12 protein-coding genes are annotated in these 11862 nt (G+C 67.2%); 6 read left to right on the forward strand and 6 right to left on the reverse strand.

Features of this window, described 5'->3' with window-relative positions:
- Positions 1–93 precede the first annotated feature (93 nt).
- Positions 94–1065, reverse strand: a complete 972-nt coding sequence (locus GTH22_RS09740) for a carboxylesterase (protein ID WP_252944995.1) — start codon at positions 1063–1065, stop codon at positions 94–96.
- A gap of 1 nt (position 1066) precedes the next feature.
- Positions 1067–1828: a carboxylesterase gene (locus GTH22_RS09745; protein ID WP_252944996.1), complete on the reverse strand. Its 762-nt coding sequence runs from the start codon at positions 1826–1828 to the stop codon at positions 1067–1069.
- 100 nt (positions 1829–1928) lie between these two features.
- Here GTH22_RS09745 and GTH22_RS09750 point away from each other — a divergent pair, with 100 nt between their 5' ends.
- Positions 1929–3050, forward strand: coding sequence for a pyridoxal phosphate-dependent aminotransferase (locus GTH22_RS09750; protein WP_252944997.1), 1122 nt, complete (start codon positions 1929–1931; stop codon positions 3048–3050).
- Between the two features lie 56 nt (positions 3051–3106).
- Positions 3107–3277: a hypothetical protein gene (locus GTH22_RS09755; RefSeq protein ID WP_252944998.1), complete on the forward strand. Its 171-nt coding sequence runs from the start codon at positions 3107–3109 to the stop codon at positions 3275–3277.
- A gap of 22 nt (positions 3278–3299) precedes the next feature.
- Here GTH22_RS09755 and GTH22_RS09760 read toward each other — a convergent pair whose 3' ends face one another.
- The gene (locus GTH22_RS09760) at positions 3300–4490 is read right to left on the reverse strand and encodes an alanine--glyoxylate aminotransferase family protein (protein ID WP_252944999.1); all 1191 of its coding nucleotides are present in this window, start codon (positions 4488–4490) and stop codon (positions 3300–3302) included.
- A 127-nt stretch (positions 4491–4617) separates the two neighbouring features.
- Between GTH22_RS09760 and GTH22_RS09765 the strand changes: the two genes are divergently transcribed.
- Genes GTH22_RS09765 through GTH22_RS09775 form a run of 3 tightly spaced genes read left to right on the forward strand, consistent with a single transcriptional unit; the run spans position 4618 to position 7805 of the window.
- The gene (locus GTH22_RS09765; protein WP_252945000.1) at positions 4618–5313 is read left to right on the forward strand and encodes a tyrosine-protein phosphatase; all 696 of its coding nucleotides are present in this window, start codon (positions 4618–4620) and stop codon (positions 5311–5313) included.
- Positions 5310–7046 (forward strand): ATP-binding cassette domain-containing protein, encoded by a 1737-nt coding sequence (locus tag GTH22_RS09770; protein ID WP_252945001.1) that lies wholly within the window; start codon positions 5310–5312, stop codon positions 7044–7046. The genes GTH22_RS09765 and GTH22_RS09770 overlap by 4 nt, the downstream gene beginning before the upstream one ends.
- An 18-nt stretch (positions 7047–7064) precedes the next feature.
- Positions 7065–7805, forward strand: a complete 741-nt coding sequence (locus GTH22_RS09775; protein WP_252945002.1) for a folate-binding protein YgfZ — start codon at positions 7065–7067, stop codon at positions 7803–7805.
- 74 nt (positions 7806–7879) lie between these two features.
- On the opposite strand, the gene efp is transcribed toward GTH22_RS09775, so the two are convergent.
- Positions 7880–8443, reverse strand: coding sequence for an elongation factor P (efp, locus tag GTH22_RS09780; protein WP_252945003.1), 564 nt, complete (start codon positions 8441–8443; stop codon positions 7880–7882).
- A 218-nt stretch (positions 8444–8661) separates the two neighbouring features.
- Between efp and GTH22_RS09785 the strand changes: the two genes are divergently transcribed.
- Positions 8662–8982 carry a DUF6280 family protein gene (locus GTH22_RS09785; RefSeq protein ID WP_140015094.1) on the forward strand — a complete coding sequence of 107 codons (321 nt, stop codon included), beginning with the start codon at positions 8662–8664 and terminating at the stop codon, positions 8980–8982.
- A gap of 78 nt (positions 8983–9060) precedes the next feature.
- Here GTH22_RS09785 and GTH22_RS09790 read toward each other — a convergent pair whose 3' ends face one another.
- Both GTH22_RS09790 and GTH22_RS09795 read right to left on the reverse strand, forming a co-directional pair.
- Positions 9061–10143 carry a hypothetical protein gene (locus GTH22_RS09790; protein ID WP_252945004.1) on the reverse strand — a complete coding sequence of 361 codons (1083 nt, stop codon included), beginning with the start codon at positions 10141–10143 and terminating at the stop codon, positions 9061–9063.
- A 347-nt stretch (positions 10144–10490) separates the two neighbouring features.
- Complete coding sequence (locus GTH22_RS09795; RefSeq protein WP_252945005.1) at positions 10491–11861, reverse strand: TolC family outer membrane protein; 1371 nt, start codon at positions 11859–11861, stop codon at positions 10491–10493.
- Position 11862: the final 1 nt, after the last annotated feature.

The raw sequence follows: 11862 nt of genomic DNA on the forward strand, positions 1-11862 counted from the left end.
AAATGGATTTTGTGGCTGGTGTGGGAGCAGAAATTTCTCCCGTGGAGCCAAGGTAGTCACTGCCGGGGGGCGGCACAACCGGCGGCCGGGATTTTAGAGGCCCTTGGCCCAATCGAGAATTGCGGCCACGGCGGCCTCGGTCTGGCCGGGGCTGACGATATCACCCGCGATGACGTGGGACCACGGGTCGTCTGCCGCCGTCAGCTCGGGGTTGATGATCGTGACCGGCCCGCCCCAATCGGCCGCGACCCGGCGGGCGGCCACGGGGCTGACGACCTGATCCTCATCGGAAAAGTAGAACAGCACCGGGATCGGGATGCGGGCATGGTCGAGTGTACGCGCATGGTGGACCAGCGCGGCCATCGGCAGGAGCGCGGTGACGGGGTAGCGCTCTGTCCAGTAACGGGCCTGCGCCTCGTTGATCGGGGTGAAGCCGCGGCGCTCGCCCAGCACGAGAGGCAGCCAGTGGCGCACGAAGGGGGCGCGCAGCAGGAAGGCGGCGCGGGAGTTGACGGCGAAGTTGGGGGCCACGAACACCATGCCCTCCACCTGCGACATGACCTCGGGGTGGGCGGCGGCCATGGAGGTGGCCAGGGTTGCGCCGGTGGAGGTGGCGAGGATCAGGCTGCGCTCTCCGATCCGCTCGGCGATGGCCATGGTCTCGGCCATGTCTTCGAGCCAATCGCCCGCCGTCGGCTCGGCCATGGCATCCTCGCTGCGCCCATGCCCGGAGAGGCGGGTGAAGTAGAGATTGGCCCCGAGCGCCCTTGCCACCTGCTGCGGCACCGGGGCGATTTCGGGCGCGGCGGCGGAGTAGCCGTGGACATAGATCACCGCGAGCGGGGTTTTGGTGCCCGGCTCACCGGCCCAGATCACCTGCTTCTCGGTCCCGGGCACGATGTCGGAAAACTGCTGCTCGCCTTGGGCCAGATAGGCATCAACATCGAGCCCGATCGTGGTGGGGTCGAAGGAGATTTCGGTGTCCACCGGAGCACGGGGCGCGACCACCCAGATCACCGCCAGAAGCGCGAAAACTGCAAGCGTCCAGCGGAGCCAGGGCCGCATCTCAGGGGGCTCCGACCGGGGGCAGCGCGGCCAGCACCTCCTCCAGCGCCTGCTCGATCAGGGCAAGCTGGGGCGGGGCCGAAAACCTGTGGTCGGCGCCCTTCACGAGGGTCAGGCGGATGTCATCGCCCTCGGCGTGGGCCAGCAGGCGCAGGGCCACGTCCTGCGACACGTCCTCATCCGCCGTGCCCTGCAGCATCCGCACCGGATAGGGTAGCAGAAGGGGATCGCGCAGCACGAGCTGGTTGCGCCCCTCCTCGATCAGCCGGCGGGTGATGATGTAGGGCTCGCCGTAGTCGGAGGGCAGCGCGACCTGCCCGGTTTCGGCCAGTTCGGCCCGCTGCGCCGTCGAGAACCCGGCCCACATGCTGTCTTCGGTAAAATCCGGCGCGGCGGCGATGGTCACGAGGCCGGCGAGCCTTGCCCCGAGCCGTCGCGCCATCAGCAGCGAGATCCAGCCGCCCATGGAGGAGCCCACCAGCACCTGCGGGCCCTCGGTGAGCGTGGTGATCGCGGCGGCTGCATCCTCGGCCCAGTCGCCGATCGCGCCCTCGGTGAAGGCGCCGGAACTTTCGCCATGGCCGGAGTAGTCGAAGCGCAGGAAGGCCTGGCCCCGGGCCTGCGCCCAGGCCTCGAGATGCACCGCCTTCGTGCCGCCCATGTCGGACTTGAAGCCACCCAGAAAGACCACCCCCGGCCCCCGGCCCTCGGTGCGGTGATAGGCGATGCGGCGGCCTTCGGGGCTGGTCAGATACTCGGGCAAGGTTGGGCTCTTTCATGCAATGCGCGGCCAACCTAAGGGGCCACCCCTGCCCCATCAACCCTCTTGCCTCGGCGCGGTTTTTCAGCGCAAATCCGGCCCCATGACATACCCGCGTTATACCGATCTGGCCCAGGGCCTGCCGTCCACCGTGCCCTTCGTCGGGCCTGAAACCCAGGAACGCTCAAGGGGACGCACCTTCGATGCGCGCCTTGGGGCGAACGAGAGCGGCTTTGGGCCCTCGCCCTCGGCGATCCGTGCCATCGGCGAGGCGGCGCGGGGCGCGTGGATGTATGGCGACCCCGAGGTGCACGACCTACGCCGGGCGCTCGGCAGCCACCTTGGCGTGGCCCCCGAGGCGGTGATCGCGGGCGAAGGGATCGACGCGCTGCTGGGTTATATCGCCCGGCTGCTGGTTGGCCCGGGCGATGCGGTTGTGACCTCGGACGGCGCCTATCCCACGTTCAACTACCACGTGGCGGGCTTTGGAGGGGTGCTGCACAAGGTGCCCTACCGCGACGACACCGAAGACCCCGAGGCGCTGGTGGCCAAGGCGGCGGAGGTTGACGCCAAGATCATCTACCTCGCCAACCCCGACAACCCGATGGGCAGCTTTCATGGCGCCGAGCGGCTGGCCGCGATGCGGGAGGCGCTGCCGGAGGGCTGCCTGCTGGTGCTCGACGAGGCCTACGTGGAATTTGCCCCGGAGGACGACCTGCTGGAGCTTGACCCCTCGGACGAGGGCATCATTCGTTTGCGCACCTTTTCAAAGGCCTACGGGCTGGCCGGGCTGCGGGTGGGCTACGGTGTGGGCCATCCCGAGCTGATCCGCGCCTTCGACAAGATCCGCAACCACTTCGGCCTTGGCCGGGTGGCGCAGGCCGGGGCGCTGGCGGCACTGGCCGACACCGCGCATCTGGCGCGGGTGCAGGGCGAGGTGGAGGCGGCGCGCCGGCGGATCGGCCGGATCGCCGCGGCAAACGGCCTGACGCCCCTGCCCTCCTGCACCAATTTCGTGACCCTCGACTGCGGCGGCGGTGCGGCCCGCGCAAAGGCCCTCGTGGCCGAGCTGGGGCGGCGGGGCGTGTTCATCCGGATGCCCTTCGCGGCACCGCAGGACCGCTGCATCCGGATCTCGGCGGCGCCCGAGGCCGAGCTTTCGCGGCTAGAAAAGGTGCTGCCGGAGGCGCTTGCCGCGCTCTCGACACCCGTTCACGAGAAATAGACTCTTCTGCGCGACAAGGCGGGGTTAGGCTTGGCGACAGCCAAGGAGTCACCGCCATGCGCAACCGTCCCGTCGGCCGGGTTGAAGACTATACCAACGCCTTTCTGGTCAGCGCAGGCTTCAGCCTGTTCGGGGTGCTGATGCTTGTGGCCGCCCTCTGGGGATGGCTGGGCGTGGCGCTGTTGAGCGCGGCGATCGACCGGGGGATTGCGCGGCTGGGGCGCTAGGCCGCCGCCGCGGGCGGCACCGTCAGGCGCAGGCCCGCGCCGCAGCCTCCAAGGCCCCGCGGCCATGGTCGATCTCGAGCGCGATCATGCCGGCCTCGATACTGCCGAGGGCGCCGAGCACCATGTGGGTGTTGAGGTGGCCCATGTGGCCGATCCGGAAATAGCCGTTCCCCTCGGGGTCGTCGCGGGCATACATGCCCAAGCCGATGCCCAGCGTGACGCCAGTGTTCTCGATCAGCCACCTGCGCAGGCGGGTGCCGTTTTCGCGGCCGATCGACAGCGCGGTCACGGCCTGGCTGCGCAGGGCAGGATCCTCGACGTTGAAGCGCAGCGGCCCGCCCTGCCCCCATGCGGCGACGGCGGCCCAGACGGCGCCGGACAGGCGGCGATGACGTTCCCAGACGTTTTCCAGCCCCTCCTCGCCGATCATGTTCAGCGCCTCGCGCAGCCCGAACAGGTGGTGCGTGGGCGCGGTGCCGCCGAAGTATTGGTAAAAGAAATCGGGCCGCGAACGCGGCGTCCAGTCCCAGTAGAGCGAAACCATGCCGGCGGTTGCATGGGCGGTATCGGCGCGGTCGTTGAAGAAGACGAAGCCGAGCCCCGGCGGGGTCATCAGGCCCTTCTGCGAGGCGGCAACCATCAGGTCGGCGCCCCAGGCGTCCATCTCGAAGGGGTCGCAGGCCAGCGAGGCGATGCAATCGACGCAGAGCAGCGCGGGGTGGCCGGCCTTGTCGAGAATGTCGCGCAGGGCCTTGATATCGTTACGAATCGAGGTGGCGGTATCGACATGGGCGACGAGCACGGCCTTGATCTGGTGCGCCTTGTCGGCGGCCAGCGCCTCGGCGAAGGCCTCGGCGTCGACCGTGCCCTGTGTACCGAAATCGAGTCGGGCCACGTCGGCCCCCAGCTTATCGGCCACATCGGCCCAGCCATGGGTGAAGCGCCCTGTGCAAAGCGCCAGCACCTTGTCGCCGCGCGACAGCACGTTGGTCAGCGCCGCCTCCCAGGCCCCATGGCCGTTGCAGATGTAGATCGCCACGTGGTGGCGGGTGCGCGCCACGGCCTTCAGATCGGGCACCATCGCATCGACCATGTCGGCCAGGGCGCCCTCGTAGATGTTGGGCGCGGCGCGATGCATGGCTTGCAATACGCGGTCCGGCATCACAGATGGGCCGGGGATGGCGAGGTATTCGCGACCATTGGCGAGGGTCATGGGCGTGCTCCGGGGAGGTTTATCGGGCGGCACCTTATGCCGGTTGGGCGCGGCGTCAACACTGCGTGTGCTTGTTTGGTCCTGCCGCAAAGGCTATGCCCCGCGAAACGTGACGGAAAGGAGCCCCATGCTGGACGGGCTGAAGAAGTGGCTGAAGAGCAAGGAGCGGGCGATCCGCACCTCCTTTGGCGATGACATCTCGACGCCCGAGAAGCGTCGGCAGGCGAAGTGGCACTTTCACCTCTTCGATCACGCCTGGCTGCGCACCTTCTGGACCAATTTCGACAAGGTCGCGGAGGGGGTCTATCGCTCCAACCATCCCGGGCCCGAAAGGTTGAAAAAGTACAAGGCCATGGGGATCACCACGGTGCTCAACCTGCGTGGACAGGAAAGCGGCTTCTCGCCCTGGCTGTTCGAGGAGGAGGCCTGCCGCGAGCTTGGGCTCAACCTCGTGGTGGCCAAGATTTATGCAAGGCGGCCAGCGACAAGGGAGGAGATGTTGAACCTCATCCATACGCTGAAGACGATCGACAAGCCCTTCGTGATGCATTGCAAATCGGGCGCGGACCGGGCCGGGCTGGCCTCGGTGCTCTACAAGCTGATTGTCGAAAAATCCTCGGTCGAGGAGGCCCGCAAGCACCTCTCGCCGCGCTATCTGCACCTGAAGTGGACCAAGACCGGCGTCTGCGACCATATCATCGACATGTGGGAGGCGGACCATATCGCCACCGGGATCGGGGCCGAAGAATGGTTTCTGACCCGGTATGACCCCGCCGAGGTGGCCCGCAGCTTCGAGGCCCGCAGCCGGAAGGAGGCCGCGTGAGCGAGCCCGCCAAGCGCGGCGCCTTCGCCTGGCTCTGGCGGGGCTACCTGCGGCCGCATTGGCCGGCGCTGGTGGCGGGCGGGCTGCTGATGGCGGTCGAAGGCTCGATGCTGGGCTTCCTGAGCTACATGATGAAGCCGATGTTCGACTCGGTCTTCATTGCCGGCGAAAGCGGGGCGCTCTGGACGGTGGGCTTCGGCATTCTGGCGATCTTCCTGATCCGCGCCGGCACCTCGGTCGGCCAGAAGCTGCTGCTGGCGCGGGTGGCGAGCCGGGTGATCTACGTGATGAAGACCCGGATGGTTGCCCACCTGATGCGGCTCGACACCACCTGGCACGGACGAAACCCGCCGGGCGCGCTGATCGAGCGGGTTTCCAATGATACCAACGCGGTGCGCGAGGTGGCCAATGTGGTCATCACCGGCCTGGGGCGCGATGTGGTGGCGCTGGTGTCGCTGCTGGCCGTGGTGCTCTGGATCGACTGGCAGTGGACGCTGGTGGCGCTGATCGGCACCCCCCTGCTGGTGGCCCCGACCCTGCTGGCACAGGCCTACATCCACCGCACCGCCACGCAGGACCGGCAGTTGGCGCAGCACATGTCGGTGCGGCTCGACGAGGTGTTTCACGGCATCAACCCGATCAAGCTGAACCGGCTGGAAGACTACCAGTCGCGCCGCTTCGACGGGCTGGCCTCGGAACGTGTGGGGGCGGAGATACGCAACCAGTTCGGCCGCGCCATGGTGCCCGCCCTGATCGACGTGATGACCGGCATCGGCTTTTTCGCGGTGCTCATCTACGGCGGCCGCGAGATCATCGGCGGCGAGAAGACCGTGGGCGAGTTCATGAGCTTCTTCACCGCCATGGCGCTGGCCTTCGAGCCGCTGCGCCGCCTTGGGCAGATCAGCGGAGCGTGGCAGGCCGCGAAGGTGAGCCTTGGCCGGGTGCGCGAGATGTTTGACGTGCAGCCCACGCTGACCTCGCCGGCCACGCCCAAACCCGCCGCCGCGGGCGACATCGTGTTTGACGACGTGCGCCTCAGCTATGGCGACGCGCCGGTGCTGAACGGGCTTTCGCTGGTGGCGCGCGCGGGCGAGACCACGGCGCTCGTCGGCCCGTCTGGCGCCGGAAAGTCGACCGTTTTCAACCTTCTGACCCGGCTCGTTGATCCGCGCTCGGGGCGGATCACCCTTGGCGGCACCCCGATTGACGCGATCGGCCTGCCCGAGCTGCGCAGCCAGTTCTCGGTGGTCAGCCAGGAGGCGCTGCTGTTTGACGACTCGCTGCGCGAGAACATCCTGCTGGGCCGCGAGGTGCCGGAGGCGCAACTGGCCTCTGCCCTTGCCGGTGCCCATGTGACCGACTTCCTGAAGGACTTTCCCGAGGGCCTCGACAGCCCCGCCGGGCCGCGCGGCTCCAGCCTGTCGGGCGGGCAGCGCCAGCGGGTGGCGATTGCCCGGGCGCTCTTGCGCGACGCCCCGGTGCTGCTGCTCGACGAGGCCACCTCGGCGCTGGATACCAAGAGCGAAACCGTGGTGCAGGGCGCGCTCGACGAGCTTTCGCAGGGGCGCACAACGCTCGTCATCGCGCACCGTCTCTCGACCGTGCGCGACGCCGACCGGATCCTCGTGATGCAGGCCGGACGGGTGGTGGAAGAGGGCAGCCACGAGGAGCTTCTGGCCAAGGGCGGCGCCTATGCCGAGCTGTATCACCTGCAATTCGCCAAGGAGAGCTGACGCGCTATGTCTGCCCCCATGGAACGCACTGTTTTTCGGATCACCGGCGCCGAGCGGATCGGCTTTTTGCAGAACCTCGTCACCAATGACCTCAAGGGGTTGGAGCGCGGGCTCGTCTGGGCGGCCCTGCTGACGCCGCAAGGCAAGTACCTGGCCGATTTCTTCCTTGTGCCGGAGGAGGAGGCGCTGCTGCTCGATGTTGCAACTCCGCTGGCCGCAGACCTGGCCAAGCGACTGAAGATGTATCGGCTGCGCGCCGATGTGGCGGTGGAAGAAACCGACCTGCGCGTGAGCCGTGGCACCGGCCCTGCCCCTGAAGGCGCCCTGCCCGACCCGCGCCATCCGGCGATGGGCTGGCGGGCCTACAATGGGGCGCCGGGCGATGACACCGAATGGGACGCCCTGCGCGTGGCCCATGCGGTGCCCGAAACCGGCGTGGAGCTGGTGCCGGGCGAAAGCTATCCGCTGGAAGTGGGCTTCGAGCGGCTCCACGGCGTGGATTTCCGAAAGGGCTGCTACGTCGGGCAGGAAGTGACCGCCCGGATGAAGCACAAGACCGAGCTGAAGAAGGGCCTCGTTCGGGTGCAGATCGAGGGCGCCGCTCCCGTTGGCACAGAGATCCGCGCGGGCGAGAAGGTGGCTGGCGTGATCTACACCCAAGCGGGTGGCGAGGCGCTGGCCTGGCTGCGGTTTGATCGCGCGAGTGGGCCGTTGCAGGCGGGTGACGCGACGCTCACTTGGGACGGCTCGGCTCCCTGAACGAAAAAAGGGGCCCCGCTGGAGCCCCTTTTCTATCGAAAATTCTACGAAACAGACTGTTGCCGCGCCCGAGGTCAGGCGCGCTCTGCATACTCCATGGTTTCGGTGTTCACGATGATGTCTTCATCCTGACCGACGAAAGGCGGCACCATGACTTTGACGCCATTGTCCAGAACCGCCGGTTTGAAGCTGTTGGCGGCGGTCTGCCCCTTCACCACCGGCTCGGTTTCGACAACCTTGCAGGTGACTTTCTGCGGCAGCGACGCGCTCAGCGCCTCCATCTCGTGGTACTCGATCTGGATGGTCATCCCGTCCTGAAGGAAGGGGCGACGCTCGCCGAGGATGTCGGCGGGAAGCTCGATCTGCTCGAAGGTGTCATTGTCCATGAACACCAGCATCCCATCGTTTTCATAGAGAAATTGCTGGTCCTTCTGCTCCAGCCGCACCCGCTCGACCTTGTCGGCGGAGCGGAAGCGCTCGTTGAGCTTGGAGCCGTTGCGCAGGTTCTTCATCTCGACCTGGGCAAAGGCGCCGCCCTTGCCGGGCTTCACGTGGTCGACCTTGACGGCGACCCAGAGGCCCCCGTTGTGCTCGAGCACGTTGCCCGGGCGAATTTCGTTTCCGTTAATTTTCGGCATTGTGGCGAAACCTTGGCAAAATCTTGAAAGCGGTTTGGCGTGAGCTATATCTTGCCGCTGTTGGGCTGACAAGCCGACTAGATACAGTGGATGGTGACGTAGAGTTATGCACGGAGCGCATAGCTGCCATGACTTAGGCGGCATATCGAATCGGGGAGAAACACTCCTATATCGGCGGCACGCCACATCCTCAAGACCAAGAAAAACAAGGAAAACGCATGATTGACTTTGTCGACGGCACGGCTTTCAACCAGGAACAGGGCCAACGCGCTCGCAAACTCTTTGCGGCAGTTGTCCTTGCTGCTCTGGATGATGCCATTGCGGATGACAAGAAATACGGCAACGGCCCTGAGCAGATCGCCCGCTGGGCGCGGTCGCGCGATGGCCGTGAAGTTCTGAGCTGCGCCGGGATCGACCCCAACGAGCGGGTCGTGGGCGGGCTGATGGAATTTGTCGGCAAGGGTGTTCGCACCTCTGTTGCGCTGTCGCGCGAAGAGAGCGAGCGTCGCCAGGCCGCTGAACAGGCCGAAGCCGCCTGATCCAGACCACATATCTCTTGAATTCCCTGAAATTGCGCCGGTTGCCATGCCGGCGCTTTTTCGTTTGGGGGGTGCGGTTCAGCGGATGCCGCGGGTTTCCAACGCGCGGGCGATCTCGCGACGCACCAGCTTGCGGACGTTCTGAGTGATGCGCTCGCCCATGCGCCCGCGCAGCTCGTCGCGCACGACCTCGGCCACCAGGTCGGCCAGCCGGGCCTCATCGAGAAGCGTGGGGCCCCTCGGGTCGTTGACGGCGGCAGAGAGCGCGGCCTCGTCAAAATCGGCGTCCATCAGGGCGCTGTCGGCCTCGTCGGCGGGCGTCTCGTCGTCCCAGGGGTCATCCTCGCCCTCAGCGGCGATCTCGTCGCTGCGGGAGGCCGTGCCGATCACGTAGCCCTCCAGCGCGTCATCGGCCTCCGGCACGTCTTCCACGGCCCGCAGCGCGGCACGGTTCCGGCGGAACATCAGCGGCGGCGCGCTCTCGGGCATTTCCTCGGCCTCGCTCTCCGCCTCATCGGGGCGCGGCAGGTCGGGGGCCGACCAGTCTTCCTCGGGCTCGGGCCATTCCTCTTCGGCCTCGGCCTCTTCGGGGAGGTCGTCGGCGCTGCCATCCCATTCGGCGTCCGCCAGAACGGGCTCGTCGTCGGCCTGGGGCGCGGCGCTCTCCTCGACAGGCGCCGCCTCATCGGCGGCCTCGATCGCTTCGGCGGGCTCTTCCGCTGTTTCTTCCGGCTCGATCCGGGTGAAATGCAGGCGCCCGGCGGGCACATCGGCGGTCGAAAGGTCGATCACCGTGTCATCGTCGGCGTCTTCCTCCCATTCGAAATCTTCCGCAAGGTCGGTCACTTCCGACCCGTCGGGCTCAAAGCTCTCGCCCTCGTCAAACGCGGCCTCCAGCCCCGCCACCCGGGCTTCCAGCGCCTCGGGGGTGCGCTCTTCCACGGCGGGCGCGCTCGCCTCGGGCTTCTCCGCGCCTGCGACCTCCTCCCAGGAGGCATCGAGCGCGGTCTCTTCATCGGGTTGCGGTGCATCTTCCGCCTCGCGCGCCGGCTCGTCTCCGGCAATCTCGGGCTCGTCTTCGGCAAGATCCTCCGCAGGCACCTCGGGCGCCTCCCCGACTCGCAGCGAGGGGGTGAGCACGAGGGCATCATCGCCGGCCATGGGTGCATCGCCCTCCTCAGGGTCGGCGCTGCCGGGGCGCGGACGTGTGGAATTCTCCGACACAAGGCGGCGAATTGAGGACAGCACATCCTCTATTTCAACGTTCGACATCGGATCAGACATCTCTACCTCTCGCCGCGACGTCCCCACCCTATCCCGCAATTTCTCGTGGGTGGCGGGGGTTTTCGCCCGTTTGCTCGTGCTTTTCCGCAGGCCGTGACCTGCCCGCCACGCAGACAGGCACGGGGCCGGAACCGGGCCGAACGAGCTTTTCCCCGGTCAAAGGTTAACTTTTTGGAGCGCGGCGCACAACATCCCAGCCGAATGGCCGGGCCCGGATCAGCCGATCACTGGCGCTGCAGACGTTCCAGCACCTTGTCGAGCTGGCGCCCCTGCTTGGAGCGCTGCACCGGCGCGGACTTAACCGCGTTGTAATACGCCGCCGGATCATAGGTCTGGATGCCCAGGCCCAGATGCTCCACGGTCAACAGACCCATCGCAGAAAGAAGTGAATAAAGCGCTACGTATTGCTGGGATTGCGCATCAATCCGGGCAGATTGCGCATCGAGCAGGTCCTGCTGGGCGTCGAGCACGTCGAGCGTGGTGGCGGCGCCGAGGTTCTGCTCTTCCTGCACACCGCGGAAAGCGACGGTTGCCGCGCGAATCTGCTGGTCGGTCGCCTGAAGCTGCGCCACGGCGACCCGCAGGTTGGCCCATGCGTTGCCGACGAGCTGCTGCACGTTGTGGGTGGTGCTCAACAGCGCGGCCCGGTTGGCCTCATGCTGATTGCGCGCCTTGCGCAGCGTGGCCGACAGCTTGCCACCGGCGTAGATCGGCTGGTTCATCGTCAGCCCGAAGCTGGAGCGGTCATTGCCCTGATCGTCGAAGCTGAGGTTGGCCGAGGTATCGACGGTGAACTTCATCGCTGCCTGCGCCTGCTTGATCCCGAGTTCGGTGGCGGCCACCGTGTGCTGGGCCTGACGGATCAGCGGATGGGTGCGCACGGCCACGGCCTGCGCGGCGTCGACCGAGGCGGGTAGCTTGGGCGGCGCAGGCGGCGGGGCCAGACCGTTGGGATAGCTGCCCACGGCCACGCGGTAGCTCTCGCGCGCAATTTCCAGCGACCCCTGGGCCGCCGCTTCCGAACTGCGGGCGGCGGCAAGCTGCGCCTCGGCCTGTGCCACCTCGGTGCGGGTCACCTCGCCCACTTCAAAGCGGTCGCGGGCGGCACGGAGCTGCTGGTTGGTCAGCCGCACGTTGGAGCGGGCCAGCGCAAGGCTTTCGGAGGCGGAGGTGACATCCATGTAGGCCTGCACCGCGGCCAGAAGCACCTGCTGCTCGTAGTTCACCAGCGCCTCGCGGGTCGCCAGCACCGCCTCCTTCTGGACCTCGACACCAAGCCGCGTGGCGCCGTTGTCGAACAGGGTCATCGAGGCGGAGAGGGTGACGGTGGCGCCCAGCTCGTAGTTGGAGGTCGCCGAGGCGGAGGCCCCGGCCGAAAAGGCGATGATCGGCCGCAGGTCGGCCAGGGCGATGGCGACATCCTCATCGGCGGCACGCAGGAGCGCCCGCTGCTGGTCGAGGATATGGCTGTGGCGGTAGGCGGTGATCAGGGCGTCGGTCAGCGTTTCGGCCCCGGCGGCCAGCGGTGCGAAGGCAAGGGTGCCGGCCAGGGCAACCCCGGTCAGCCCTTTGCGCAGATGTTGAACATATCCCATC

This window comes from Oceanicola sp. 502str15 (assembly GCF_024105635.1).
GTDB lineage: Bacteria > Pseudomonadota > Alphaproteobacteria > Rhodobacterales > Rhodobacteraceae > Vannielia.

Bases quoted from the DNA above. Each gene is read 5' to 3' on its own strand.
- GTH22_RS09740 (WP_252944995.1), bottom strand. From the start codon at position 1,065: ATGCGGCCCTGGCTCCGCTGGACGCTTGCAGTTTTCGCGCTTCTGGCG.
- GTH22_RS09750 (WP_252944997.1), top strand. From the start codon at position 1,929: ATGACATACCCGCGTTATACCGATCTGGCCCAGGGCCTGCCGTCCACC.
- GTH22_RS09755 (WP_252944998.1), top strand. From the start codon at position 3,107: ATGCGCAACCGTCCCGTCGGCCGGGTTGAAGACTATACCAACGCCTTT.
- GTH22_RS09760 (WP_252944999.1), bottom strand. From the start codon at position 4,490: ATGACCCTCGCCAATGGTCGCGAATACCTCGCCATCCCCGGCCCATCT.
- GTH22_RS09765 (WP_252945000.1), top strand. From the start codon at position 4,618: ATGCTGGACGGGCTGAAGAAGTGGCTGAAGAGCAAGGAGCGGGCGATC.
- GTH22_RS09775 (WP_252945002.1), top strand. From the start codon at position 7,065: ATGGAACGCACTGTTTTTCGGATCACCGGCGCCGAGCGGATCGGCTTT.
- efp (WP_252945003.1), bottom strand. From the start codon at position 8,443: ATGCCGAAAATTAACGGAAACGAAATTCGCCCGGGCAACGTGCTCGAG.
- GTH22_RS09785 (WP_140015094.1), top strand. From the start codon at position 8,662: ATGATTGACTTTGTCGACGGCACGGCTTTCAACCAGGAACAGGGCCAA.
- GTH22_RS09790 (WP_252945004.1), bottom strand. From the start codon at position 10,143: ATGGCCGGCGATGATGCCCTCGTGCTCACCCCCTCGCTGCGAGTCGGG.
- GTH22_RS09795 (WP_252945005.1), bottom strand. From the start codon at position 11,861: ATGGGATATGTTCAACATCTGCGCAAAGGGCTGACCGGGGTTGCCCTG.